This is a genomic window from Pedobacter sp. PACM 27299, from assembly GCF_001412655.1.
Classification (GTDB): Bacteria; Bacteroidota; Bacteroidia; order Sphingobacteriales; family Sphingobacteriaceae; genus Pedobacter.
In genome coordinates, this window is record NZ_CP012996.1 from 3,029,659 (window position 1) to 3,055,260 (window position 25,602).

Annotated in this window: 22 protein-coding genes; 15 read left to right on the forward strand and 7 right to left on the reverse strand. The window is 33.7% G+C overall.

Annotated features, from left to right (window positions below):
• Nucleotides 1-984: 984 nt before the first annotated feature.
• A complete protein-coding gene (locus AQ505_RS12725) occupies nt 985-2,421 on the forward strand; it encodes a hypothetical protein (protein ID WP_062548531.1) in 1,437 nt (478 codons plus the stop codon).
• A gap of 6 nt (nt 2,422-2,427) precedes the next feature.
• Here the strand turns inward: AQ505_RS12725 and AQ505_RS12730 are convergent, their stop codons facing one another.
• Both AQ505_RS12730 and AQ505_RS12735 read right to left on the reverse strand, forming a co-directional pair.
• Nucleotides 2,428-3,285: a hypothetical protein gene (locus AQ505_RS12730; RefSeq protein ID WP_062548532.1), complete on the reverse strand. Its 858-nt coding sequence runs from the start codon at nt 3,283-3,285 to the stop codon at nt 2,428-2,430.
• Nucleotides 3,273-5,552: a Piwi domain-containing protein gene (locus AQ505_RS12735; RefSeq protein WP_062548533.1), complete on the reverse strand. Its 2,280-nt coding sequence runs from the start codon at nt 5,550-5,552 to the stop codon at nt 3,273-3,275. The genes AQ505_RS12730 and AQ505_RS12735 overlap by 13 nt, the downstream gene beginning before the upstream one ends.
• Before the next feature lie 183 nt (nt 5,553-5,735).
• Here AQ505_RS12735 and AQ505_RS12740 point away from each other — a divergent pair, with 183 nt between their 5' ends.
• The 5 genes from AQ505_RS12740 to AQ505_RS12760 all read left to right on the forward strand — a co-directional run bounded on the left by AQ505_RS12740 (nt 5,736) and on the right by AQ505_RS12760 (nt 10,812).
• A complete protein-coding gene (locus tag AQ505_RS12740) occupies nt 5,736-6,008 on the forward strand; it encodes a helix-turn-helix domain-containing protein (protein ID WP_062548534.1) in 273 nt (90 codons plus the stop codon).
• A 371-nt stretch (nt 6,009-6,379) separates the two neighbouring features.
• Entirely contained in the window at nt 6,380-6,787 is a 408-nt protein-coding gene (locus tag AQ505_RS12745; protein ID WP_062548535.1) for a hypothetical protein, read from the forward strand.
• Complete coding sequence (locus AQ505_RS12750; protein WP_062548536.1) at nt 6,772-8,028, forward strand: relaxase/mobilization nuclease domain-containing protein; 1,257 nt, start codon at nt 6,772-6,774, stop codon at nt 8,026-8,028. The genes AQ505_RS12745 and AQ505_RS12750 overlap by 16 nt, the downstream gene beginning before the upstream one ends.
• A gap of 10 nt (nt 8,029-8,038) precedes the next feature.
• Nucleotides 8,039-10,078, forward strand: a complete 2,040-nt coding sequence (mobC, locus tag AQ505_RS12755) for a conjugal transfer protein MobC (RefSeq protein WP_062548537.1) — start codon at nt 8,039-8,041, stop codon at nt 10,076-10,078.
• A 77-nt stretch (nt 10,079-10,155) separates the two neighbouring features.
• Nucleotides 10,156-10,812, forward strand: a complete 657-nt coding sequence (locus AQ505_RS12760; protein ID WP_062548538.1) for a TetR/AcrR family transcriptional regulator — start codon at nt 10,156-10,158, stop codon at nt 10,810-10,812.
• Between the two features lie 12 nt (nt 10,813-10,824).
• Here AQ505_RS12760 and AQ505_RS12765 read toward each other — a convergent pair whose 3' ends face one another.
• Entirely contained in the window at nt 10,825-11,361 is a 537-nt protein-coding gene (locus tag AQ505_RS12765) for a hypothetical protein (protein WP_062548539.1), read from the reverse strand.
• Between the two features lie 253 nt (nt 11,362-11,614).
• Between AQ505_RS12765 and AQ505_RS12770 the strand changes: the two genes are divergently transcribed.
• Both AQ505_RS12770 and AQ505_RS12775 read left to right on the forward strand, forming a co-directional pair.
• A complete protein-coding gene (locus AQ505_RS12770; protein WP_062548540.1) occupies nt 11,615-12,397 on the forward strand; it encodes a hypothetical protein in 783 nt (260 codons plus the stop codon).
• A complete protein-coding gene (locus tag AQ505_RS12775) occupies nt 12,363-12,812 on the forward strand; it encodes a hypothetical protein (RefSeq protein WP_062548541.1) in 450 nt (149 codons plus the stop codon). Before AQ505_RS12770 ends, AQ505_RS12775 begins: the two co-directional genes overlap by 35 nt.
• 204 nt (nt 12,813-13,016) lie before the next feature.
• Here AQ505_RS12775 and AQ505_RS12780 read toward each other — a convergent pair whose 3' ends face one another.
• Nucleotides 13,017-13,547 (reverse strand): hypothetical protein, encoded by a 531-nt coding sequence (locus AQ505_RS12780; protein ID WP_062548542.1) that lies wholly within the window; start codon nt 13,545-13,547, stop codon nt 13,017-13,019.
• A gap of 647 nt (nt 13,548-14,194) precedes the next feature.
• Between AQ505_RS12780 and AQ505_RS12785 the strand changes: the two genes are divergently transcribed.
• From AQ505_RS12785 to AQ505_RS12810, 6 genes are all read left to right on the forward strand, one after another.
• Nucleotides 14,195-14,494, forward strand: a complete 300-nt coding sequence (locus AQ505_RS12785) for a hypothetical protein (RefSeq protein ID WP_062548543.1) — start codon at nt 14,195-14,197, stop codon at nt 14,492-14,494.
• Nucleotides 14,495-14,587: 93 nt separating this feature from the next.
• The gene (locus AQ505_RS12790; RefSeq protein ID WP_157262343.1) at nt 14,588-14,950 is read left to right on the forward strand and encodes a hypothetical protein; all 363 of its coding nucleotides are present in this window, start codon (nt 14,588-14,590) and stop codon (nt 14,948-14,950) included.
• The gene (locus AQ505_RS12795) at nt 14,947-15,441 is read left to right on the forward strand and encodes a hypothetical protein (protein WP_062548545.1); all 495 of its coding nucleotides are present in this window, start codon (nt 14,947-14,949) and stop codon (nt 15,439-15,441) included. Before AQ505_RS12790 ends, AQ505_RS12795 begins: the two co-directional genes overlap by 4 nt.
• A 423-nt stretch (nt 15,442-15,864) precedes the next feature.
• Nucleotides 15,865-19,065, forward strand: a complete 3,201-nt coding sequence (locus tag AQ505_RS12800) for a SusC/RagA family TonB-linked outer membrane protein (RefSeq protein WP_062548546.1) — start codon at nt 15,865-15,867, stop codon at nt 19,063-19,065.
• Between the two features lie 24 nt (nt 19,066-19,089).
• Nucleotides 19,090-20,490 carry a RagB/SusD family nutrient uptake outer membrane protein gene (locus AQ505_RS12805; RefSeq protein WP_062548547.1) on the forward strand — a complete coding sequence of 467 codons (1,401 nt, stop codon included), beginning with the start codon at nt 19,090-19,092 and terminating at the stop codon, nt 20,488-20,490.
• A gap of 18 nt (nt 20,491-20,508) precedes the next feature.
• Nucleotides 20,509-21,963 carry a TlpA family protein disulfide reductase gene (locus tag AQ505_RS12810; protein WP_062548548.1) on the forward strand — a complete coding sequence of 485 codons (1,455 nt, stop codon included), beginning with the start codon at nt 20,509-20,511 and terminating at the stop codon, nt 21,961-21,963.
• 204 nt (nt 21,964-22,167) lie between these two features.
• On the opposite strand, the gene AQ505_RS12815 is transcribed toward AQ505_RS12810, so the two are convergent.
• The 3 genes from AQ505_RS12815 to AQ505_RS12825 all read right to left on the reverse strand — a co-directional run bounded on the left by AQ505_RS12815 (nt 22,168) and on the right by AQ505_RS12825 (nt 23,783).
• Nucleotides 22,168-22,473, reverse strand: coding sequence for a hypothetical protein (locus AQ505_RS12815; RefSeq protein WP_062548549.1), 306 nt, complete (start codon nt 22,471-22,473; stop codon nt 22,168-22,170).
• 12 nt (nt 22,474-22,485) lie between these two features.
• Entirely contained in the window at nt 22,486-22,944 is a 459-nt protein-coding gene (locus tag AQ505_RS12820; protein ID WP_062548550.1) for a MauE/DoxX family redox-associated membrane protein, read from the reverse strand.
• Nucleotides 22,945-23,201: 257 nt separating this feature from the next.
• The gene (locus tag AQ505_RS12825) at nt 23,202-23,783 is read right to left on the reverse strand and encodes a Crp/Fnr family transcriptional regulator (protein ID WP_062548551.1); all 582 of its coding nucleotides are present in this window, start codon (nt 23,781-23,783) and stop codon (nt 23,202-23,204) included.
• A gap of 401 nt (nt 23,784-24,184) precedes the next feature.
• Between AQ505_RS12825 and AQ505_RS12830 the strand changes: the two genes are divergently transcribed.
• Complete coding sequence (locus AQ505_RS12830) at nt 24,185-25,438, forward strand: hypothetical protein (protein WP_157262345.1); 1,254 nt, start codon at nt 24,185-24,187, stop codon at nt 25,436-25,438.
• The last annotated feature ends 164 nt before the right edge of the window (nt 25,439-25,602 follow it).

Sequence of the window (25,602 nt, forward strand, 5' to 3'; positions counted from 1 at the left end):
CAATTTGAATTGGCAATCTTAGGAATTCTCTCTTTTACGAGCGGATATGCTATGCAATTTTTTGCCAATCAGATTTAATGTAAATCAGACAGGAAATGATTCGAGAGCGCCCAGTTGGGTCCAGGGAGACGAGCTTTTATTAAAAAATGAAATCGAACTGTTAGATATAAAAGCACTTAGCAAATCATAACATTTTTATTATAATTTTATTTTGCTGGATGACATCAAAAACCTATCTTTGAGCCATCAAATAAGCAGTTATTTATACTTTACTATCGGACGATAGTTGATAAAATGGTTTAAGCTGATTTGATTTGAAATGATTTATGCCCTAATCTACACCCGGATGTTTCAGGAGGATGTAAGTGGTTGAAAATAAGATATTTAAAACGTCGGTACGGCATCCTGCCACCCCGACAACATATATGTCAAATTCTATTAAAAACCCTCTAAATGTCACAGTTTAGAGGGTTTTTTCGTTTTAGTCATATCAAAGAAAAGTAAAGAATATCAAAGTTTTTATGCCCTATTCTACACCCTCTTTTTTTCTTGTATCATTGTCCTGATAGAAAATGTAAAAGTCACTGTTTGAATATTTATTTCACCAACTGTTTGGTCGTCAAATTTTGCCGCTGATTTTAACAAAAAAACTAAGGAGGGCATAAAAGGGCATAAATGGGTTTAAAACAGTTTAAAGCATCAAAAGTACACACACCTTCAGTGTTTCTTTTTTCTTAAAAAAGGACAAAGCTAAAAATGGGAAGGCTCCACTATTTGCAAGGATATATGACCAAATTGTTTGAGGTAAATTTGAGATACTCTATGTTGGTTTTGGTTTTCAGGATGCATTTTTAAGAATACTAATTGATCTTTTGTTTTCCTGCGTTCCAAGTTAGATGATGTCCAGCTTCCTAAATAGTCTATTATTACAGATTTAATATTATCTTTATTTCAAACCAAATCTAACTCAATAATGTCTTTTCAATGGTACCTTTTAATCAGTTAACGCTTGCCGAGCAGGCTACTTATTCAACCATTGTATCTTGGCAAGTTTATATAGATGCTGCTATAACCGATTTTAAAAGGGTACATCCAACTAAAGATATTGCGTCAGCAGAGATTAAAATTGAATATAAAATCTTCATCAATGGAGCCGATATTAAAGGTGACATCCCCTTTACTATCGTTTTTGAGCATTGTTATTTTAATGCGGATCTAAATTTTCTAGAACTAAATTGTGCTGGAAAGATTTCAGTAATGAGATGCTTTTGTAGTGGCGAAATTTACACATTCGAATCGGCTAATTTTGAAAATGAATTTAACCTAATTGAAGTTACAGCGAGGCAAGTTTACATGAAGGGTGGCAAATTTGATCTTTGCCAATGGAACATTAATGAATTAGGTACCATTAAGATTGCAGGTGGAGACTTTAAGGAGTTGAATATTGGCTATTGGGGTGGTTGTAATCTAAAGGAACTGACAATCGATCTAAATCCCAAGATGTCTGGATTAATTAGGGTTACAGGGGAAAAAAGTAAGATTATTAATTTTAGTATTTTTAAATCTACATCAGATGTCTCCATCTCGATTGAAGATATTTCCGTCAATCATTTAAGCATCTACCGCTATAGGAATGACAAAAATTTCAGGATCACTAACTTGAAGAGTATTGACGGTGAGCATGATTCAGAGGTTTCTATTGTTGAGTCCTACATGGGAAAGGCCGAGTTTTATAATATTGATTTTAGAAAATTCCAGTTAATTAATATACATAATTCTCATATATCTGATTCGTCATTTGTCAGTGTTAAATGGAAGGCAAAGATAACTTCATTTAAGGGACGGGGTATTGGACTGACTGAAGAGGAAAAGCAATTGCCAGAAAAAATAAAACAATTTGAATCTGAGCTGGATAAGGATGATTATAGGCAAGATCACAGCATTGTTGAATACTTAAACGTCAATAGGGAAGCTTACAGACAACTAAAATATGTATATAGCAAACAAGGTGATGTTATCAATGAACAATTTTTTCATTCTCTTGAAATGAGAGTATTCGAAAATACCCTAGGTTATGAAGATGACTTTTGGACAAAAGCAACTCTTAGGTTCAGCCACGTCTTCAGCAATTTTGGTCAAAGTATAGGAAGACCACTGCGGGCATTATTCATTGGTCATTTTATTCTTTTTGTTTTATTGATTTGGACAGGTGGAATTACTGATTTAAGTTTTAATATTCCCCGACCAACTTGGATAGGTTTTGAGATAGGGGTAGAGAAATTCTTTAAATATATCAACCCTCTGAGAAAATATGATGAAGATTTTCAAGGATATTTTATTGTTTTTGATATTTCAATGCGGATTTGGTCGTCTTTCATGTTGTACAATATCATTCGTGCATCAAGGCGTTTCATTAAATAAAGTTAGTTAATGAAGATTAGGATAGCCCAATAATTTTTGAATCATTTTTTCAAATGATGTCCTTATCCAAGTGATAAAATTGGTAACAGTAAGCCCAATTAACCCGATTATGGTTACGGTATCTGCAAATTCTTGTTTGATCTGCGGATAGTGATTGAGAGTTTTATAAATTCCATATATCACCATAATGAGGAGGAGGTTATAAAGAACTCCAGAAATCACCTTGGTTCTCTTAATGAATGTACTTTCAAAGTTTAAGAGGAAATTATGGTGTTTTGTGTCAATAATTTCTCTGGAGACTATGATTGAATCGTACGTATTTAAAAAGCACAATGCTATAAAGTCATTACTTTCATCAAAAATTGCGATACTTTGTGTGATTTCTGAATAAGCATCATCTTGTAGTTCTTTGGAAATCGCTTTTTTATTAATGATGTTGAGAAATGTGATTACAATTGCGGGGTTATTGCTTTTACTGTAATAGTTTTCACTAACTATATTCTCAAAAGTAATTGTAGTGCTATTTCTCGTCCTTATTTGGATAATTTGTCGTATCCAGTTCTTGTCATATTTGAATTTACTTATCCCCGTAATTATCGCAAAAATTAAATAATCATTATGTACAAATGGGGAAATTGAATCTTTAGTAGGAGTTCTTCTACTAATTGATCTATAGTGAATGTCAAAATTGACAACAGAGTCTGTTAAAATTGCCTCAATAATACCATAGTAAATTGTGTCTATCTCATTTAATTCACTTGGACGAATAATTTCCTTGTGCCATAGCAAGTTCTTAAAGGCCATTAATACACCATTGCTTTCAATTGTTTGCAGATATATAGATCTATTTTCTAAAGAAACCATTTTTTTCTTTTTAAGCTATAATTTAAATGATCTGCATCCCATCCACTTACGTTTCTCATTTTACTCAGTAATTTGGATATCAAATTAGAATAGAGCATCGTCGCAGGCTGTTCCCCTGGCAAGAAGCTTCTCCACGACAAGTAAGTAAAGGAGAAGATTTGTTGAACTATGTAAGCTAAGTCATAATACAATAGTTCGTCTAATTCATTATTATCATAATTACCTTGTGGTGTTCTAATTCTTATTTGAATAGGGGTGCTAATACCTTGTCTAGCCGTTTTAAGTTCTTTAGGCCCAAACATCTGTACAATACATGTTTCGGAATCTAAAAAGAAATTACTAGCTCTATTGGGAATATAAGCTCCTTTACCTGAAATGCCTGGTTGGTTAGGTTCGAACAACAGATGTGGATGTGATTTGCTGATGGTAATGAAAGCAAATTTAATTTTGTACTTGGTATTGTTTTTAATGAACTGACTGATAACATCGAACTCAGTATTTTTGATCGGCTTGAAGATGTGAAATATTAACCTAACAGTATCACCTTCAATCCATCCTTGATCTTTCTCAAGCCGATTGAAGGATTGAGTTAAACTCCCCAATAATTCTGAAAAATAATTCTCAAAAGGAACATCTTTTACCTTATCCCCTAAGAGATATTGACCATCACTAGATAGAAAGGTAGTTATGCCAACCACCTTTGATTGCTCTGCACCTTTGTACTGATTCTGTCTCATCCAACTATGACCAATGCCTATAATGATTTCACGATCAACAGATTTTTGGGACGGAAGTACCCATGGAGTACCACCCAACTTTGCATAAATCTGTAATGCTAATGAATTCATTATATATTCGTTGTATGATTTTACCTTTTCTGTTGATATATACTGAACTGGGATCTCTAAAGAAAGCAACTTGGCTTTTAGTTTATAATAAGGGTTATCATTGTCAGGAAGTCTTTTAAATTCAGACGGAATTTCAATTATAGCTAAATCCGGTTTGACATCATCCCATTCTCTTATAATTCTAAAGTATTCTGTAAGATCGAAAGAACTCAGTTGGTTAATATTATAGGTTAATTCTTGAAGTTCATATTTCTTTACAAGTCCTTTTTTAAAAAAGTTAGAATTACTGATTCCATCTTTAAGACTTCCCAAAAAATCTGAAAAATATCCTCTATTTTCTCGATGACAAATGCATAGTACAGAGGGTGATTTTGTGTCGAAATTAATGCTGTCATAAGGACCAAAATTTGTTAATCCCATATCTGGGCTGGTACTATTAGTCTTCGTGCCAGCTGGGTCAAAAATGAATGTTGGTGTTTTTAATTCAAAGGTATTTGTTATAACTAGTGGTGTATCTTGAACAGTAAAACAGAAACCATCACTATTCTCAAAAAGTACTTTTGAACCACCTAACCTACTTGTGAATAAATGTTTTGCTGTTCCATTTATTTCATTGTATAGGTTTTTTGTATTGTATATCTCGCTTCTTTTGCTCTCAATTCTATTGAGGATTTGAATGGCTTTATCTGGCGTAGTTGCAAAATCCAAATACCTTGCAATGTTAAACTTGGTCTTCTTTATGAATAATTCAGTTAGAGGAAAGTTTACGTTGCCATCATTAGTCTGAACCGTTGCCGTTTCTCCATTGATTTCTAATATAGCACCGATAAACTCTTCATTTGGGGCTAAAATATTATTTAATCCAGGCATCACCTCGCAGTGCAGAACTTCAACTCCTTTTAAATCATATCCTTCTAAATGTAGAGTAGCGCAACTTTTATCGAAAATCCAATTTCTTTTGATATTAATAACAAATCCAAATTGTTTATGTCCATTTATGTTGGTTAACCTCAATTGTACTTCAATCAGTTTCTTATAAGCAATTCTTCCCTGAAGATGACTAGGTAAAAGATCATAGATCAAATCATCTGTATCCTTACTAGAAAAGAAGCGAAATGGATAGAAATCAACAGGGGTGAAGTTGACAAATCTTTGTTTAAAAGTTCGAAAGAATATATGTTTAATCAGCGAAGATGTAATCACATGATCAACTAGGACATTTTTAGTTGTGTTAATCCCAATCTGTAAACTGCTGTCCGCATCAGAATTAGAAATGTAAATGTCGTCACCATTTCTAAAAAAAGAATGTGTTCTATTGTGGTCTTTTCTTAATTCTTGTAACGTCTCATCTGAATAAGTTGTTTTGGAGATTTGAAACTCTTCAAAGTCTATAGTAATCGGGAAAAAATTGAGTTGCATCGTTAATCTGATATTTGGTTAATCAAAAATACTTGATTTTAAGCCGTTTCCCAAAAATCTTTATGCACACATAATATATTAATGTAATTGCATAAAAAGAATATTTTTGGGTACTCCCCAAGTGGTCACCAATTTTAGAGTCGCCATTTTTCAAATTTTGCTTCATACCTTAAAATTACTGTTATGGCAGCATTCGATTTAATCACGAAAGACGATCTGGAAAAATTTAAAGTTGACCTTTTCGCAGAATTACGAAGACCCAGTTATAAGTTGAATAAAAAAGAAGAGCAAAAGGAATGGATCAAAAGCTATGAAGTTCGTGCGCTCCTAAATATTTCAGCGGGGACATTGGCTACTCTTCGGAGAAACGGGACGTTGCACTTTTCAAAAATTGGTGGACTCCTTTATTACAAGCATGATGATATAGTTAAACTGCTAGAGGGAGCATCATCATGAAACATTCCAGTAAAAAAGCCCCATTCAAAACCGCAGATTTCTTAGGATCATTTCAACCAAAGCTTAAGCGATCAAGAGCGCACAACCACGGACAAGGATTAAACGACTTTTTAGAGAAGCCCTATTCTTTCAAGACAAAGAAATTATGGATAACATTTCCAAGAATTCCCCCACCTGAGAAATTCCTGGTCGTTTAAAATCAATTCTATTGTTAACCGAAACTAATGGTCACAGTCCCCTTCGGGTGATCTGCTTTGAAGTCCGCGTGGACTTAGCAAAGATGTATTTTCGTATACGAAAATCTCTTTGCTGTCCTTAAGGACAGGGGATCACTCGGAACTCGTGATCCTGAAGTCAAAATATGTGTATCTATGTCAAGGAGAAAATCAAGAGATCAAGATAAGATTTTAAGCCATCCTATTATTATCCGATTAACAGAAAGTCAATATAAGAAGCTTGCAGATTTGTGGATAGAGAGTGACAGTAAGTCAATTGGTGATGTGGTTAGAAAGATCATTTCTAACCGTCCTATAAAAATTTTGCATAAGGACATTTCTATGAATGCCCCAATGGAAGAAATGGCACTAATCCGAAAAGAGATTAAAAGTATTGGTGTAAATATTAATCAACAAACCCATAGTTTTCATATTAGCCAAAACCCAATGGAGCGAAATTTTTATTCGATTAAAACGGCAGAGACCTACAAAACAATCGAGCCTAAGATTGAAAGACTCATTTTCCTAATTTCTAAACTATCTGAAAAATGGTTGCAAAAATAAAAATCGGAAAAAGCATTGGTGGGATTCTCCATTATAACGAGAATAAAGTGATAGAAGGCGTTGCTAAATTAATATTGGCAAGTGGTTTTGCCGGAGAAGTTGAAAACATGGATTTTGAGCATAAATTGAAAAGATTTGAGCATTTAACCACGCTTAAACCCAGTATTAAAACCAATGCACTGCATATCTCCCTTAATTTTCATTCAAGCGAAAATATCGATGATACCAAGATGCAGGACATTGCAATTGCTTATATGGAGTCAATTGGGTTTGGTGACCAGCCTTTTTTGGTTTATAGACATAATGATGCGGCGCATCCGCATATACATATAGCTACAACAAGTATTCAACGCAACGGTGAACCCATTAAAACCCATAATATAGGTAGGTTGGTTTCAGAGCCAGCTAGAAAGAAAATTGAAAAAGATTTCGACTTGGTTATTGCAGAGAATAAAATGTTCAGCCCTGAGCCGAGTATTAAACCGATAGACCAGAGTATCATTACCTATGGTCGTTTACCTACAAAGAAGTCCATTAATAATGTTCTCAGTACAGTAATTGGCTCATATAAATATACCTCACTTGCAGAATTGAATGCTGTATTAAAGCAGTTTAATGTTGTTGCAGATAGAGGAGGGGAAGAAACCGAAATGTATAAAAAGAAAGGTTTGATCTATTCAATCATTGATGAACACGGGAAAAAGATAGGTATACCAATTAAATCAAGTTCTTTTTATAGTAAACCTACATTACAAAATCTGGAGAAGAGGTACGAGAAAAATTCAGAATTGCGAAAGCCTTTAAAACATGATCTATTAAAACGGATTAACAAAGTTCTCGAATCTTATCAGAGCATAACTAAGAATACCCTTATCATAGAACTGAAGAAAGTTGGTGTCAACCTTATATTGAGAACAAACGAACAAGGCCGAATCTACGGGACAACTTTTGTTGATCACATTAATAAGACTGTTTTCAATGGAAGTGACTTAGGTAAGCTCTATAGCGCTAATATCCTTTCACAACTGATAAGTACTAATGATACCATTAAGACTTATCTAGTGCCTCTAAATAGGCAGAATGGTTATTTAAAAAGCAATACAGACCAGCAATTTAAAGCTCGTCTATTTCCAATTCAAACAACTACAATATCTATTGGTGACATTTTCGGTAAGCCGGAGATAGATTATAACCCAATGCCAAATAAAAGGAAAAAAAGAAAAAGGGGATTAACCAGATAATCATGAATTTATGAATACAGGAGAAGACATTCAAAGCTTAAGAAAAATTATAGATTTTACGAGGCTTATCAGTATTTTCATAATTAGCATACATTTTTATTTGTGCTGTTATTTAGCTTTTAAGCAATGGGGATGGTCGGCAGAAATTACGGATCGAATTATTCTTAATATATCTAAAACAGGACTATTTAATGGAATTTTAAGACCGAAACTTGCCGCTTTACTATTTCTGGTAATCTCCCTATTTGGAGTAAAAGGCAAGAAGGATGAGGATATCCGAATTAAATCAATTGCAATTTATTTAATCGTCGGATTCTTATTATACTTCCTCAGTGTCGCTTGGTTTTGCTTACGTTCAGAACTATCAATTATCGCCGTTGCATATATAGGAACAACATCTTTAGGTTATTTATTTATTCTCATGGGTGGCGGTCTTGTGTCCCGGCTTATTATAGATAAACTTAAAAAGGATATTTTTAATACAGAAAATGAAACATTTCCCCAGGAAGAGAGGCTATTAGAAAATGAATATTCGATTAATCTACCAGCAAAATACAAATTGAAGGATAAGATACGTGATAGCTGGATCAATATTATTAATCCGTTTAGGGGATTATTAATTGCAGGAACCCCAGGATCTGGAAAAACTTATTTTGTGATACGTCACATTATTAACCAACATCTTAAAAAGGGGTTTTCGATGTTTATATACGATTTTAAATTTGATGACCTTTCAAAAATAGCATATAATGGTCTTTTAAAATACCAGGGCAATTATGAAATCAAGCCAAAATTTTATGTGATTAACTTTGATGATCTGAATCGTACCCACAGATGTAATCCGCTTGATCCGCAGAGTATGGACGACATCACTGATGCAACAGAGGCGAGCCGTACAATTATGATGGGGTTAAATAGGGATTGGATCAAAAAGCAAGGTGATTTTTTTGTAGAAAGCCCAATTAATTTTCTGACTGCCATCATCTGGTATTTGAGAAAATATCAAAATGGTAAATACTGTACATTACCTCATGTTATAGAGTTGATGCAGGCGGAGTATGATCCCTTATTTGCTGTGTTGCAGGAAGAAGAAGAAATAAAGGTACTTATCAATCCCTTTATTTCTGCATTACAGAATAAAGCAAAGGAACAATTGGAGGGGCAAATTGCATCTGCAAAAATTGGCCTTGCCAGACTTTCTTCTCCGCAATTATATTATGTTTTAAGTGGAAATGACTTTACGCTTGATGTCAATAACCCAAAAGAACCAAAAATTATCTGTATGGGTAATAATCCTCAAAAATTGCAGATATATGGTGCAGTTCTTTCACTTTATATTTCAAGGATGCTGAAGCTGGTTAACCGTAAAGGACAGAAAAAAGTAAGCTTAGTATTCGATGAGTTTGCGACTATCTATGTCGGTGGCTCGCCCGGAATTGAGGGTACGATTGCGACAGCAAGAAGTAATGAAGTGGCTACAACATTAGCTGTACAAGATTTTAGTCAACTTAAGAAAGATTATGGAGTAGATCAGGCAGATGTAATAGTTGGCTTAATTGGTAATGTCATAAGTAGCCAGGTCATAGGTGACACTGCTAAAAAAATGTCAGAGACATTCGGCAAAATCGTACAGGATAAAGAGAGTAAGAGTATTAGCAGTTCTGATATATCTATTACTAAATCCACTCAAATGGATTATGCAATTCCTGCCTCTAAGATTGCACGTCTGTCTTCTGGAGAATTTGTTGGTATTGTTTCTGACAATCCTGATTGTAAAATAAAATTAAAAGTATTTCATAGTGAAATTCAAAATGATCATGTAGCTATGAAAAAAGATGAAGATAATTTTAAGCCAATTCCAATCATTGAGAAGGTAAGCTATGGAGATATTATTGAGAATTATACCCGGATTAAAAGGGATATTGATCAATTATTTGAATGTGAGCTTCAAAAAATTTTAGCTCGGAATCCTTTACCTGCTGAGGCTCCCATACCTACAACAGATAGTATCGAATCAAAAGGACAAGCCCCGACTAGTGTGTCACGATAATCAAAAAGAATAATTGAATGTCATAGATTTGTTATGTCCACCTAGAATAGCTATTTTCATTAATAAGAAATAACGTTATGGCCAGAAAATATGGTGGCGCACTCAGGAATAAAGAAAGAACCAAACTTAAATTATTAGATGCAGTAGGACAAATCATAAGGAGTGAAGGTTATTCAGGACTTAAGCTTGTGAAAATCGAAGGTGTAGCCGGGGTTAATAGAAAATTAATCTATGATTACTTTGGGACGGTTAATAACCTAATTGAGACTTATGTTAGAACAAAAGACTATTGGGTGATGTTTGCCGCTGAAGCAGATAGACTAGTTCGTGAAAGAAGCGGTGATTTCGGAAAAAAAGATTCTCAAAACCAATTATTAGACTATCTCGATTACTTTAATGCGAATGTTGATATGCAACAGTTTGTACTGTGGCAGGTTAGTGAAAACAGTGCTGTAATTTCTGAGGTGTGTGAGGAGCGTGAAAAAATTGGTAGCAAACTATTTAATTTAGCGGACTACAATTTCAAAGATACAGACGTGGATTTACGGGCTACAGTAGCTTTATTAATCGGAGGGATTTATTTCCTAATATTACATGCGAAGAAAGCGAACAGCCTTTTTTGCGAAATAGATGTTAATTCCCCGGAGGGAATGGCACGTATTAAGAATGTCATTTCAAGAGTCATTGATGATACGTATAACCACGCTGAAAAGCAGAAAAAACCAAAAGAATGAATATAGAATACCTTACATAAATTCCGAACTTGGTTTATTTTCAATTCTCCATCCATCATCAAATAATGAAAAATATGCCTTAATAGTATCTGTTTGACTAAACTTTCCTGGAATTAATTCAACGAATGGTGTTATGTTTTTATACTTTATAGTATATTCAGCAACGGCACTTTTGTTTTCATTTAACATTTTAACACCTGTTACCTCTCCTAAAACTATATCTGAAATTTTAACTTTTTGAACCTGGTGTTCCACGTCACTTTTTTGGGTTTCGAGAAAAAAAGGCTTAGCTTTTGCAGTAAATTCGATATAAGGTCTATCATCAAGAAAAGTTCGTTTACGGTTAAAGGTTATGTAACCTAGCTTTTCTAAGTTAGTCTTGCTTGCCTTTTCCGCATGTTCGGGGTCACCTGCAAAAATATCTTTATCATATACCTGAGGGTATTTCTTACTTTGAACTATTAATTCAAAAGCCTTATCTCTACTTAACTCTTTTGAAGAGCAACCTACAAATACAATACAGACTACGATTAGCAAAAGATTTTTCATAAATGGAAAATTAGAAATTATTAATATCTACACGAATTGCAGATCCATATAGTTATATCATTGTGGGATCTAGATGTTGTTCGATTAACAGCAAAGGTACCTTACGTTAAATTTAGTAAAATTCATTCAAACCTTGTATATAAATTCCATCTGATTGAAAATGAATTTTTTACAAGGGTAATATTAGTGTACCTTCAAGATATTAATTTTTGAAAATAGGCATCGGGGAATAATTATTGTTACTAAACTTCTTATGAAATTAACAGAACTCTCATCTATCATTTCTTTTGCCCAACAAAAAAAACTATCTGGTGGGATTACTTGTAATCACCTTAAAATCCAAGATAATGGGAGCCGGATGCTAACTGTGTCAGGTGATGTAACTATAACCCTGAAAGTCTTTGATTTAACCACCAAAGGTGCCAATCAGTTGCACCGTTTAATGAATTCGACTAGATCAATCATTTCTGAAAAATTAAACGGTGGTAGTGGACTGACCGGGAGCGTATTTCTGCATAAATTTGATCCTAATAAGAAGAAGTTTACTAACGATAGTGATATATATACAGTAGCATACAATCTTAACTACATAGTAAAGTTGGAACAGATAACTATGCTAAGTCAATTATCTGGAAATGATTTTGTATTAGCTGTTGTAGATGCTATATCATATAAAACGGATGGTGCCGTGAGTGGTGGACTAACAGTTTTTGGAGGCGGCCCATCATCCATTTCTTACGATACCTGGAGAAGGTATCCTTATCTTGGAGCACATGAATTTTTTCATGCGTTGAAGTTAAGTGACCTTAAAGGTAAAACAGCAACCAAAAACCTAATGTATGAGTATGCTGGAACAGGCCATATGGAGGTGACAAATGACCAAAGGCTTATAATGAATAGATACATAATCAGAAATTTAGATGAAATGTATTCATCACCATATTCAAACCCTAATTTAAATACAGTAGCGAATCTCCGCATTTTCTTAAACAAGATTAAAAATGGTATTAAATATAATAAAAGTAAGTTTAGGTAGTTTCCTTGCGTTAATATTCTTTTCATGTACAAATGGAGGACATGAGCAAACAGTTGCAAACAACATATCTAAAGTAGCTCAGGATACCTGTCAATTGGATCTTGGAAAAGCACAAAGTATTGAATTGCATGTTGGATGTATTAATTGCCACACTTATGACGAGAAGAGGCAATTTGCCCAAGTGCCCACTTTTAAGGAAATTTCTAATATTGACAGTTTAAAACTGAGTAACTTCATTTTTAAAACTAGACATAATGGTTATTTTTTGAAAGACACAATTTTACTAAACCACAATAATAAGGCGCTAGATACATTAGACGAATGTGAGAAGAGGAATTTAATATACTTTATAAAGAGTAATAACAGACATATACCACAGGTTTTGAAAGTGCCGGAAAGCGGAGAAGATAGGTAAATGCTAAGAAATTAAACTCTTTTAAACTACAAAATTAAGAATCTGGACAATTTAAATTGATACTCAAAAGTGACCTAATCTTTGTTGTTAAGTGTGTTATTGGGCACATTATTCAGATTTTGAAATTTCCAGGAATGATTCAATAAATTAGTGATCCAATGCAAAGCATTTTTAACCATGCAGGGTTAATTATGTTATTTTATATTATCTATTTCTTTCTTCAATTTTCAGCTTCTCTTGCATTTTGCTGCTATTGAGTTGAAGTCCAGAGAAGAGCCTTTCAAAATAAGATCCAACCTTGGCTTCAGTCGCCAGCTCAATCAAGTATAGTTCATGTGCTAAGATAACTGCTGATTCTTTTTTAATAAGGTCTTTTAATCTCGGTAATTTGATTCCAGTTTTAAAGGAGATAGAATTTAAACTGTTTACCTCATTATGTACTGATATTAACAACGATCCTAACTTAGTGAATTTTTCTTTTGATTTTTGTTGACTGGTGCGGTTACTAACTAGATTTAAATTAGGGTAAATGATTTCAACTATCTTACCAATTGGCTCTTCAGAAACCAAAGAAATTAAATATAACTTGTTGGCGGGAATCGAACTTATTTTACCGCTTCTTAAGCGACTAAGGTCTGAAGTTGGAATACTCGTTTTAGCATAAATTTCGATATTACCGATCTTTCTATTAGTTAAATAGATGCCTAACGAATTTTCTGGTGCTTTCTCTTTCAATTTCCTTCCAACTTTCTTTAAAAGTAGGCATGCATGGTTGAAACAGCAATTATTCGTGTGTTACTTGCGTTTATTCAAAAATATTTTGAATATGTCAATACTTTTTATATCTTTGGTTATGAGTAATTTAAACTAAACCATTATATATATAAAGCTTCTTTCTATAAAAGGAAGGCATTTTTTTTAAGAGTCTCGTCGCAAAAAGTTTGACAGCCAAGAACGCGAGGTAGTAAGATAAAATGCCCATATCACCTTAAAGTGCATATATTTGCCTTTAAGATAGGTATGGGCCTTGCTATAAATCCACGTTCTTGGCTGTCAACTAAGATGCGGTGGTATGTAAGGCCCTGCCTATTTTATCACCATCGAGGCTCGTAGACTTACGAGCTATGAGAAAACATAAATTATTACAATCTAAGTGTTCTGATATTCATCCGATAATGGTGGATGGTAATGATATGATTTTGACAACAGTCATTGGTATCACTCCATCCAGTAAAATGTTTCCTCTTAAACCTAAGAATCCCATTTAATTTTCCAGTATAACAAAGCAGGCGGTTTCGTTTTTCATAGTAACGAGAGCCCGCCTTGCTTTGTCTTTTCTTTTTTAAATCACTTTTTGGAAACTATCGAATAAAAGAATTAAGATGGAAGATTATAATAAAATTTTGAACTATCAACCTCATAACATACCGGAACAATTTGTTATTGATCCAGATTCTGGGATTAATATATTTTTTAGTTTTCATCCTATACCGGAGACTAGAGAGAAAATCAAATTGTTATTTCGAGCATGGTTACGATTATTAAATGTCTATGCAGAGCCCTCTGATATTTCTGCCATGTTACTATTCCAAGAGCAACTAATTGAGTTCGTAGAAGTTTCCTATATAAAAGGTGTGAAAGAGGGCTATTTGCCCAAACCAGTAAACCAACCAATAGATTAATATATGTTATACAAAGCGGGCGACCTACTGAACAGACGGTTCTGGTAGCGTCGTCCAGCTTTGTTTCTGTTAACCGAATTTAATTGCCTGAAAATGACTATGTATAATTCCCTGTCAGATGATGAACTTTTGACCTTAATTAAAGAAAGTGATAACATGGCTTTTGACGAATCGATAAATAGGTACCATAGGATTTTGTACAAAACTTCTAAAAGGATGCTTATCCATGATAAAGAGCAAGTAGATGAACCTATTTGTTATGCCTACAATGAATTATGGTTAACAAGGTATACTATAAGTTCTGAAACTGATTTATTTCAATATCTCAAATCGATGTTTACAAAAAAAGCAATTAAGATACTGATGGGAAGTAAACATGTAGATCGCTACTTGGAAATCTTGAGTGATTTTTTAGATACGATGACTGATAATTCTACTTCACATGCTTCATTATGAAAAAGCCAAATACATCTTTAACTGAAAAAGTTTTGCTCGAAGCTCTATTATCTAAAAATGACATTGCTTTCGAAATATTGTACAATAACTATGCGCATTATTTATTTGGAATAATATCCATGATTTTAATTGACGAGGAAACAAAAATTAATGTGCTCCAAAAAGTAATAATTAAAATATGGTTTTCAATAGATCAATACAACCCTGATAGAAGTAAGTTATTTATTTGGATGATTAATCTTGCACATAAATGTGCGATCGAGGAATTAAAATTTAGAAATCGAATTTCTAACTATTTAGAACCCACTAGAGCAGGATTTTTGAAAGCTCTTAAACCAGATGAATTTAGCGTTTTTAAAAGTATCTATTTAGAAGGTAATAAAGTAGAAGAGACTGCGGTAAAAATGTTCCTTCATTCCGATGAAGTTAAAAAAGTTCTTAGAAGGGCAATTGCTATTTTATGTCTCAATCCTAAGATTTCACAGAATTAACAAACCACCACAAACTAAACGAAATGATGAAGATTAAAAATCAACCACCTTGAACAATTACAAACAATAACCATCCTTAAATTTAAGGTCACACTTTAACCATGCACCGTCCCTGCCAAGAATGTGAATGCACGGAAAGAGTGAAGACCATGCCCTGACATGGGTGTGGTGCTTCCTCGCTAATTCAACCCGGCAGGGACGGTGGCGAGATTGGAGCCCATGCCCAATTCAGGGTATTCCCAATTCCGTTACATAATAATTTTGAAAATTAATTATTAACGGCAATGCTAAAGATCAGATTCCTCTACAGGAAAAAATACCGGTTTCAACATATACTATTTGAAACCATCGTTAAACCACCAGTTTAGTGGTAAAATAGCTTAAATGCTTTTTAAAACTTTCTTAATCAACTAAACTATAAACATGAAAAAATTAACGATATACATCGTAGTGGCCACGCTTTGCCTAAATTTTAGCTCAATTGCGCAGGTCAAAACCCTAAATCTAAAAGGGAAAATAATAGATGAAAATGGAGTGCCAGTTGCCGGGATTAACCTTTCTATCAATGATACCAAAATCCACACGGTTACTAATAAGGATGGGATATTTGATCTTTTAAATGTTCAGTCAGGTTCAACTCTGAAAATTTCTGGAACAGGTTATAAAACTAAGCAATTACCAAATATCCAAAATTGGGATTTACACCTTATGGTTGTACAAACAGACAATACTTATTTAAAAGAAGTTGAAATTGTTAGTACAGGTTATCAAAGTGTTCCGAAGGATCGGGCAACAGGCTCCTTCTCACAAGTTGATAATACATTAATTAATAGGTCAGTATCAACTAATATTTTGGATCGTTTGGATGGTGTTGCCAGTGGCGTAATATTTAATAAAAATAGACCTACAGATCTTCCTAATAACTCACTTATTACAATAAGAGGAAGAAGTACAATATTTGGAAATGCAAGCCCGCTAATCGTTATTGATAATTTTCCATACGATGGGGATATTAATAATATAAACCCTAGTGATATAGAAACAATGACAATCTTAAAAGATGCGTCGGCGGCATCTGCATGGGGGGCAAGAAGTGGCAATGGAGTGATCGTTATTACCACCAAACAAGGAAGATTGAATACTGCTCCAATTATTAGTTTTAACGTAAGTAGCACAATTGGCGAAAAACCAAATCTTTATTACTCACCTCAGATTAGCTCAGTACAGTTCATAGATGCAGAGCAATTTCTTTTTAATAAAGGTGCTTTTGATTCTTATTTTGTTGACGGTTTTTCTGCGGTTTCACCCGCAGTATCGATATTTAGGTCAAAGAAAAATTTCGAGATAAATCAGGTAGATTCATTAAGTGCAATTAGCGCCTTAAAAGGTAATGATTATAGAAAGCAACTTTCTAAATATTTTTATAGAAATAGCATAAATCAGCAGTACCAAGCAAGTATAACTGGTGGCAGCGATAGCCAGAAATATTTTGTATCCGCAGGATTTGACCAAAACAAGTCAAGCCTAGTTGACAATGATTATAATAGAATCACCTTAAATGCGAGCAATACTTATTATTTCCTTCAAAAGAGATTAGAGTTTTTTTCCAATATAATTTATACTGGAAGTCAAACTAAAACAACCAATACATATGTTTCACCAACGCCATACAATTTGCTTGCTGACAATAATGGAACTTCGCTTCCTGTAGCTAATATTATCAGCATCCCCTATGCAAATACTGCTGGAAATGGTAAACTATTGGATTGGTTATACAAACCTCTGGACGAGCTTAATAATCACTATAGTACACCCAAAACCAATTCAACCGATTATAGAATTAATCTTTCCCTTTCATATAATATAAAAAAAGGACTGAAAACATCAGTATTGTATGGTTATGAAAAGGCCATAACTGACAGCAGAACATTAAATGAAGCCAATTCATATTATGCCAGGAATTTAATAAACACTTATTCGCGTATTGATCCAGCAACTGACGAATTAACTTACCCTGTCCCATTAGGGTCAATACTAGATCAGGCATCATCACATCTTGAGTCTCACAATGGCAGAGTTCAGATTGGATATGACAATAATTGGGATAATCACACTTTAAGTGTGATAGCTGGAGCTGAAATCAGAAGTTTGAAGACAGACAATATTTTTACTCGGTTTTATGGCTATAATCCTCAAACTTTAACGAATCAAAATTCCGCAATCGACTTTACTGCTTTAAACCCCTTTTTTTATGGCTCAAACAGTGATCGTATTGGTATCGGAAGCGGAGCAAGTAACAGCATAAACAATAATTTGTCTTATTATTTTAACGGCTCATATACTTTATTAAAAAAGTACATTATATCATTGAGCGCCAGAAAAGATGAATCCAATATATTTGGTGTTTCAACAAACCAGAAAGGTGTTCCACTCTGGAGTGCAGGCTTGGCTTGGGCTATAGATAAAGAGCATTTTTATCGTGTAAGCTGGTTGCAGGGTTTGAAGTTAAGATCAACATTTGGATATACTGGAAATGTAAGTAATAATCTCTCAGCATATTTAACCGCTCAATCTATTGGTTCTGTCAATTCTTACAATTCGCCTTATTCATCAATTATAAATCCCCCAAACCCATCCCTAAGATGGGAAAAAATAAGGAATATCAATTTTGGCTTAGATTTCAGAGCTTTAGATAATAGACTAACAGGAAGCTTCGATTATTGGCAGAAAAAAGGAATTGATCTTATTGGCAATAGTCCAATTGCTCCTCAAACTGGAATTGTATTATATACAGGTAATTCGGCCAATACTTTTACAAAGGGTGTCGATGTTCAAATTAATAGCATAAACATTAACAAAGCTGTTAAATGGTATACTACCCTTATATATAATTATACAAGTAGTAAAGTAACTGATTATAAAGTCTCAAATGGGACTAATTTAGATATTGTATCTGCTAATTACAATAATCCGCTAAAAGGATATCCTTATTATTCGATTTTCAGTTTTAGGTATGGAGGATTGGATAGCCAGGGCAATCCAATAGGTTATCTAAACGGCAATCCGAGTAATAATTATAGTAAAATTTCTAATTCTTCCAACCGGGAGGAGCTTGTTTATAATGGCTCAGCTACCCCGACAAGTTTTGGAAGTTTACGGAATACCTTCCTTTTTAGAAATTTTGACTTTTCTTTCGTTTTATCTTATAGGCTCGGATATTACTTTCGACGTTATTCGCTAGATAATGGAGCCTTGTATTCTACTGTATATGGAGGAGGATATGAATCAAATACTGATTATGACCTAAGATGGCAGAAGAGTGGTGATGAATTAAAAACTAATGTTCCATCATTAATTTTTCCGGCAGATAATTCAAGAGACAACTTATATAAATACTCAGAGGTTTTAGTGGAAAAGGCTGATAATATTCGCTTGCAGGATGTTAGATTAGGATATACTTTTTCTAAACGCAATAATCTGCCTTTAAAAAACCTGAACATATTCCTTTATCTAAATAACGCTGGTATTATATGGCGTGCTAATAGATTTCATTTAGACCCTGATTATCCAGCAGGTATACCAGCTGTCAAAACAATCGCCATCGGCTTGAAAACAGACCTATAGTTTTTACATTAAATATTTAGACGGATGAAAAATCTTAAAAATTGGATTCTACTTGTTTCCATAATTATTTTATCAAGTGGTTGTAAGAAAACAGATTTTCTTGATAAAAAACCAAGCTCAGATATATTACAACCTACAACCTTAAAAGAGTTTGAGCAACTTTTAGATAATAACGCCTTTGTAATGAACTTTACCGGGGCTTTATCTCAAATGGGTGCCGACGACTATTATATAAGTAATGCTGATTGGCAAACTGCTTCATCAACTGAACGCAATTCATACATATGGGCAAAAGATATATATAATGGGGACGTAGCAATACCAGATTGGAATAAATTGTACAGCCAGGTATTTTATTGTAATGTTGTTTTAGAAGGGCTAGCAAAAAACAACTTATTAAATACAGCAGATGGACAATTTTTAAAAGGATGGGCACTTTTTGCACGTGCTTTTGCATTTTATGATCTAGCTCGAACCTTTTGTAAATCATATGACCGGAATACAGCGTCTTCTGATTTAGGCTTGCCATTACGTTTAAATTCAGGGATTGACTATCTGGAAAAGCGATCTACATTACAAAAAACAATAGACCAGATTTTTACTGATCTAAATACATGCTTGAACATACTCCCGTCCGGCAGACCTAGTACAAACCTGAACCGACCATCTAAAATAGCTGTTTATGCGCTTTTTGCTAGAATTAACCTTGATCTACGGGACTATGTTCAAGCTGAAGGTAATGCAACTAAGGCTTTGAATTTATACGGTACATTAATGGATTATAATAATTTAAACATTAATGCTTCCATACCATTCTCAAAGTATAATGAAGAGCTGATTTATTACTCAACTCAGGTTAACAACTACAGCTCATTAACTATAACATCTGCATCAACCAAGGCTAAGGTTTTACCAGAATTAATTAATCTCTACTCGCCAAATGATCTACGTAAGGCATTATACTTTCGGTTGCTATCTGATGGTAGTTATGGAAAAAAAATAGGATATAACGGTTATGGAAATTATCACTTTACAGGACTTGCTACGGACGAACTTTTTTTGATAAAGGCAGAATGTATGGCGAGGCGTGGAGATATACAAAGTTCAATGGATTTTTTAAATCAGTTAATTGTTAAAAGATGGAAGCCAAACGCGACTGTTCCAGCAGTTCCGTATCTCCCTATCACAGCTGCAAATGGTAAAGATGCTTTAGACAAAATTCTTTTAGAAAGGAGAAAGGAGCTGGTTTGGCGTGGGCTAAGATGGCAAGATTTGAAACGTCTCAATAAAGAAGGTGCAAATATAACCCTAAAACGCTCTATGAACGGCGTGGATTATATACTACCCCCCAATGATCCCCGCTATGTTTTCCCAATTCCAGACGATGAAATTGCGTTAAGTGGCTTAGAACAAAATATCCGTTAATCCCTCATTAAAAATATTATGAAAAATATAATTATAGTAATCGGCTTCCTTTTCATTTCCAATTCTATTGCATTTGCCAATAAATGCAACAAAAATTACACATTAATAACTATCTCAGGGTACATTTCAGACCAAAATATCAAATCCTTCGATAAACTACCTGAAATTTGGTATTATGATCATTTCAATATTAATCAAGCCAATAGCGGACAGATCTTACCTGTGATTATAAAGAATAATAAATTTACAATTCGTATAAAGCCAAATGGAGAAGTTGGCTATTTTAAATTTAGAGGGAAGTATATTAATTCAATTTGTCTTGATTTATTCTTAGTTCAACCTGGTGATAGTATTTACATAAGCATGAATAGTAATGGGAATATCCACTTTACTGGAAAGGGGATAGAAAAAATTCAATTCCAGCAATATGTAGGTACATTAAAAAATAATGCTCGTTCAAAAAACTTTATGGATAACGACGCTGAAAGTATCCCATATTATGTTGCAACAGCGCGAGAAAACCTAAAATTAGCTATGGATTCTCTCAAAGCACTTTCTCATTTATTGCCCAATAATGTATATAATGTTTTGAAGTACAATACAGCAAGCGAAATCAATTCAAATCTTTTAGTTAACCTTTCTGGAATTTATGGAGGTATGGATTCCAATAAAAAGGTGTTAATTTTAGATGAACTAGCCTTAATAAATAGAGTTCAGACAGCTTTTGCAACTACAGATTACTTTGTAATCGACAATTCCTTTGTATATACTCAGTATCTTTTCGATTTTCAAAAACGATATTATAAATTATTAAGTGGAGATATTTTCAATTCTATACCTTGTGAAACTGTTTATAATGTTATAAAAAAGAATTTTGATGACCTTCTACGAGACAAATTAATTGAATTGACTTTCCTAAATTATGCCCAACAGCCAGGAGTTAATGAATTAATATCTAATGCACTCTCAGTTGTAAAAGATTCTGCTTGTTTAAACACAATTAAACAATTCAAGAACGCAAGAATGGAAGGTGAAAAGGCTTTCAATTTTTCATTTGAAGATTCAAAGGGTAAAAAAATCACTTTAAATGATTTAAAAGGGAAAGTTGTGATCTTAGATACTTGGTTCAATGGTTGTTTAGGATGCGTTGGACTCGCAAGGAGGATGGAGCCAATTATTGATAAATACAAAAACAATCCTGATATTATTTTTTTAGGTGTTAATGTGGATCAAGATAGAAAAAGGTTCATTGATGGAATGAACAGTGGATTATATGGAGCAAAACAAACAGTTTATGCCTTTACTTCGGGTAAAGGTCAACATGATCCATTTTTATTATATTATCAATACTCAAGTTTTCCTAATTTGTTACTTATAGATAAACAAGGATATGTAATATCCTCAAATCCTGTCCGCCCAATTGATAACAAAACTACACAAGAATTTATGAACCTAATTGATAAAAACCTTTAACTCGTTTGATTTTTAGCTTAAAGTTATTACTAATAAACTATAAGATTCGTTACCCCTATGAAAATACGAACAATTAGCTATTTATGATTTATCAAGTATTGACAGCCTGCATCTGCAGGCCGTCAAAAATTAGGCATCTGTATACTTGCATTATTAAACACATATAGAAAAGGCTCTTGCAGTTAAATGCAAGAGCCTTTTCTATTAAGGTTGTACCCATAATCCCAAACCATCAGATTGATAGCTTGGTGTTGCTGGTAAGGAATTAGGATTCAACGTTGGTCCCCTGTCTGAAGTAAAGCCAATAACGCATTTATGGTTTGCTATATCTTGACAACCTGCTTCCGCAGGCTGTCCTGAACCTGTATATTTGGTGTAAGTACTAGCGTTACTTAACACATAATAAATAGTGGCAAATTTTGTGTTTGCCGAAGTACTTTTAAATGCACTAAACCCAATATCTGAAACACCTACCATAAGTGCAACAGCGATTTTTTGATAATTTTTCATTGCTTTTGGTTGTTAAGATTTAACATTTTTTTTGCTAATCCTGAGTGCAAATGCGGCTATCCCCATAAAGGCGAGATTAAACCAGATATGTTGTCCCCAGGTGAACGAATTGATAATTAAATTGCAATGACAGGGAAGTTTTTCAGCCCACAATAGCATGCTAGAAATATATATAGTAAATACAGACATAACTCCTATAAAACCTAAAAGCCCAATTTTAATTGTTTTTGGAACAATTAATAATATAGAAACTGTGATTTCTACCAAAGGAACGAGCAAGCCAATAAGCCCCGCATATGATCCAATGAGAGATACCCTCATTAAGCCTTTAACAAAAGTATTATAATCAGCTAATTTGCTATAAGCAGAAGATAAAAACAAAAAAATGCACGCCAGACAAATACAAAATATTACTATCTCTTTGGTGTTTTCTTGAAATTTGGATGCTTCTTTTACTAATTTAGTTCCCATAACTCAGTAGCAATTGATCTATCAATGTGTAATTTGGGTTAACCCCTCAGCAGGTGCGTAACCTGCTTTTTCTAAGAATACTCTTTGTCACGGCTTTCCTTTCTTTTTTAAATGAAAATTTGAACGAACTGTAAATTAAAGTTCGGTTGTAAATGAAAAAAAACACCAGACATTTGGGGTAAAAAAATCGGGCTTTTGTGTTAGAAAAAGGGGATAAATGTCCGATTAAGAATATTATTGGCAGATTTTAATAACTCTCATTTCTTACGTAGCCTGCTCAAAGTTTTTACGTTTATTTTAAGATATTGGGCTATATGTTGGATTTCTAACCTTTTATATATGTCGGGATACAATTTCTCCAGTTTTTTTACCCTTTCATATGCTGGATATCTAAAGTCTGCCAAATATTGCAACCGAAGCTTATCATAATGGCTCCTAATATTCTCAGTTAGTAATTCAACATCAGGAAATTCATTTTTCAGCATCGTAAAATCTGCAAAAGGTATCCCAACGAAGTGAGTATCTTCTAAAAGCATGATATAACTTTGCGATGGTTCCCTGCTGAATAAGCCAGGAGTGGTGTATGGAAAATCTCTTTCAAACCAAAAATTTGTGGTAGTCTCTTCAAGTGTAAGTGGATCAACAAACAGTTCAATAGCAGACCCATGATATATAAACAATCCAGATTCCTGGATCTGCTTGTAACTTAATACTCTTGTACCCTTTTTATAGGTGACTTCATATAATTTCTCCTGGACTTTTATTTTAAATCCAGAGGAGATTTGAGGGTAGTACCTTTCAAATTCCTCGAATAACATTTTATATGCTGGATTAGTCATCTGCTCTTATGCCGTTTACCGAAAGTAAAAAGTCAATTGTTAATCATACCGGTTTATAAATTCATAGTAGTCACTTTTTTCTTGAAAAAACTTGCATCCTGTTAACTGCTTAATAAAGTTCATTTTGTTCAAGAAATTTCATTAACAACGGCAATAAACAAATTTTTAATCATCAATTTGCATGACACTTTACTTTGCAAAATCTGTAACATTGCCCTAAAATGAGGCTCAAATGGGCTTTAAACGTTGATTTTAGGTGACAAAAATAAATTACTTATTTTATCACTTTATTGTGATATTTACTATAGTTGTTGCACGCTGCTGAAAATCAGATACTTGATGGCCTTTTGTGAGACTATCAGCAATATGCAATTGGTTAGGAACGAGAAAGGAAAACACAAGTGATTGCTGGATTTATTCAAGTAGATGCCTTTATGGAGGCTGTCTCTGTGCTGAAAGAAAATTGTTGCCTGAATGATTCTTCAGGGCGCAATGGGAAAACTGTGTTATTTAGCATTTGGTCTGAACTCACCTGTGATTTAGAAACTAGAATAAATGAACAGGATGATAAACTAGCCATGTTCATTAAAATGGCACAAAATACATTAACTGAATTTTCAAATAATTTATATCACCTTCATCAGCAATTTGAGCCTTGTAATGATAATTGTCGGTCAGACATTCAAGCTTGTCTCAAAGAAATAGGATTGCAGTCGGTGAAGAAATTAGAGGAATTATTTGATAACTATCCTGATCACTTTGACGTAAATGGCAATATTCCGTTTTGGCTAGTCTATAATAATAAGCAGGCTATACCGCTACATAAAACAATAATCCATAAAATGCAGGTTAAACATATTGAACCTGACCTCATATTAATCTTGGATAGCTATCTAATCGGTCTTCATCACCCCGAAAATAATGCGATCAAATCCTGGAGGCAGTACCTTTACATGCAAAATTTGGTTGATGTACTAGTTGTTTATCTTGACCAGGCAGAGGTTGGAGAGACAATGAAATTGATCAAGCTCCTAATTGGTCAGAACTTTAATCCATTGCCTTTTTATGAATTTTTCCTTGAATACGCTGTTACAATAGTAAGTCCAGATATGCCATATGAGGATCAAGAGATGGAATGGCTGGTATTATTGAAAATCATTGATAATATTAGACCAGAAATTAAAGATGGTTACAATACCGAGGTACCGACAATTTTGGAGTCAATTTCCAGTTATGTTCACCGGGAACTGGATATTATTTCAAAAATGAAAGCGGTTATTGCTCCATTTCCAACTGATGGTAAAGGGAAACGAGGCTCCAACTATTATTTTTCTGTTAGTACTACTATTGAAGAGCTATTTTTTCTTTTACGGGTAATGCTCGAAGTCCACTTTATTAAAACCAGGTATAAAGCTAACCTTTATAGTTTCGTTGCCAATCACATTAAAACAGATCGGTCTAACAATCCCTCTGCACAATATATGAGGAATGTTTTTAGTATGAATAAGGTTGTTCCAATAAGGATTGTGAAAAAAATACGGTTTTGGCTTGTTGCGATGATCACCTATATTGATACTCATTACACAGATTGTTTGAAATTATGGTTTCTTGGAATATTAACCATGCCTTACCTATTGGAATTTTTCGATCTATAACTTATAATGTTTCTAGTCCGGTTATTTGGTTACATACCCTCTTAAGTTTAAGTGTGATTTTTTCTTTTACAGAGAAGGTCACGCTTTTTTTTGGGGTACGTAAATAAAAATGAAAGACTAAAAGTGTAATGTAAAAATGCAGTTATCAATAGTTTTACAACGGA